The organism is Hadarchaeum sp. (SeqCode) (genome assembly GCF_049969415.1).
Classification (GTDB): domain Archaea; phylum Hadarchaeota; class Hadarchaeia; order Hadarchaeales; family Hadarchaeaceae; genus Hadarchaeum.
Genome location: NZ_JBMFOX010000106.1, coordinates 1 through 1932, shown reverse-complemented (window position 1 = coordinate 1932; position 1932 = coordinate 1). Strand labels below are relative to the sequence as shown.

Annotated in this window: 1 protein-coding gene; it reads left to right on the top strand. The window is 56.6% G+C overall.

Annotated features, from left to right (window positions below; all coding sequences use genetic code 11):
• Positions 1-813, top strand: an 813-nt coding sequence (locus ACP5PX_RS08130) for an RHS repeat domain-containing protein (protein ID WP_428085446.1), incomplete at its 5' end; no start/stop codon positions are given.
• Between the last annotated feature and the right edge of the window lie 1119 nt (positions 814-1932).

Sequence of the window (1932 nt, the reverse complement as noted above, 5' to 3'; positions counted from 1 at the left end):
GCCGACGGCATCAACGTCCCGGAGCTCATGGTCAAAGGAGGGCGAACCTACCGCCTCATCAAGGACCACCTGGGCTCACCGCTGTTGGTGGTGGACACGAGCGATGGTACCATCATTCAAGAGATGCGCTACGACGCTTGGGGCAACGTCATCTACGATTCGAACCCCGGCTTCCAGCCCTTCGGGTTTGCCGGGGGCTTGTACGACACCCACACGCGCTTGGTCCGCTTCGGCGCCCGGGATTACGACGCGCAGGTTGGCAGGTGGACGGCGCGAGATCCAATTAAGCTCAACGGTGGGCCGAATGTTTATGCCCATTCGATGGGAGATTTCGTTAACTTCGCGGATCCAGACGGATTACAACTTGTTGTGTATCCGCCGGTGCCTTTGGATTGTCTCATGCGGCCCGTCCCGCCGTGCTGCGAAGCAAGTCCGTGGCGGCCCTGCGGCTACTGGGCAGCGCCCGGTGGAAAAACCGTTGGGTACTGGGTCCTGTGGTACATCCAAATCCTCGAGCAGGTTGGGCCCGTCGCAGGCGCACGTGAGTGGCAGTCGGCTGAGTGGCCGATTTGCCTTTGCTGGTACCGTCGGGCGGGTGGTGTTCGTGAGGTCGTGTACCGCTACCGGTATTGTCGAACGCTCTTCTGTAGGGAGTCGTGTGGAGCACCAGCGGGGTTTTCGGGTGAGCAGTGCTACTTGGAGGTAAGTAGACGCCAACCGTTTCCGGAAATAGGTCCGCCGGAGGTCAGAGTGGAGAAGGGTTTTTGGAACGCTTCCACAAGAATGTGTACCTGCAGGGAGCCAGAAAACTAGCGGGCACATTGCGAATAGTCATGAAAGCGCTTTCGGGTCGGGTTATCGTCGCAATTGTGCTACAGGGTGCCTCCGTTATCTCCGCTGCTGAGAATTCGACAGGCGTCGTTTTGGATGTTAAGTGGGGTGCCATAGGGGCGTCACCGAAGATTGTGCGCTTTTTTCAGTTACTCCGTGAAGACCCTGGGAATATCTCGCTTCGCGCTCGCTTGGCCGATGAGTACAGTACAGAGTGGCCAGTCAGCGCCGAATTTATGCGAATGACCGTTGACTATCTCCAAGGGATGGCCAAAAGCTTCGACTCCGAAAGACTGTACGCGTCATTTTCGGGCGCGCGGTTTTGCCGAAATTACGCCCCATGGGAGATGTTATCACCCCTGGATCGGCGTGACGCAGAGCTTCTCGTCGAAGAGCTGCGATCCATTCACCGGGATTTCAGCGAGGATCTGTCTTCCTGGAGGGAACAGGAGCAACGGGTGTTGGAGCTGTTGAACCGGTTCGGGACTAACTGCGCCATTTACGTAACTCTCAGTGATATTTGGCGATTCGGTTTGCCTCTTGCCGGTCGGCGGTTTCCTGTGGCGAAGGCGGAAGCGAGCGTACGCCTTCTACTTGAACTGAGCGCCTTCCACCGTAATGGACAGGTTTCGCGGGGTCGCGCGGATCTATTGGCCATGGCTTCAGACGTCCTGAGTTTCCACGGTGACTATGTTGGCAGTTACGTTGCCCTGTGCCTTGCTCTTGATGCCGTTAAGAAAGACCCCACAAGCAGTGCTATCGAAACGCCTGAAAGCTTTCGCCATAGGTTGGAACGTGGCAAAGAGAAATTAGCCAGACGGGTTCGTAGAGTACCCAGGCATTAGAAAGGTTCTCAGAGCCAGGTGGTGGCAGGTGGCACGACAGATGGAATGTTCAATCGGATGCTTGCAGAAGAACAGGTTTCCGAGTTGTGGCTATTGTGCCAAAAAACAGAGTTTCTCGCCGTTGGCCGGTAAACCCACCAGTCGCTGGGATTTCTCGAGTGGAGCCAGCAAGACCTACCGCCTCATCAAGGACCACTTGGGCTCCGTGGTGTTGGTGGTTGACACGAGCGATGGTACCATCATTCAAGAGATGCGC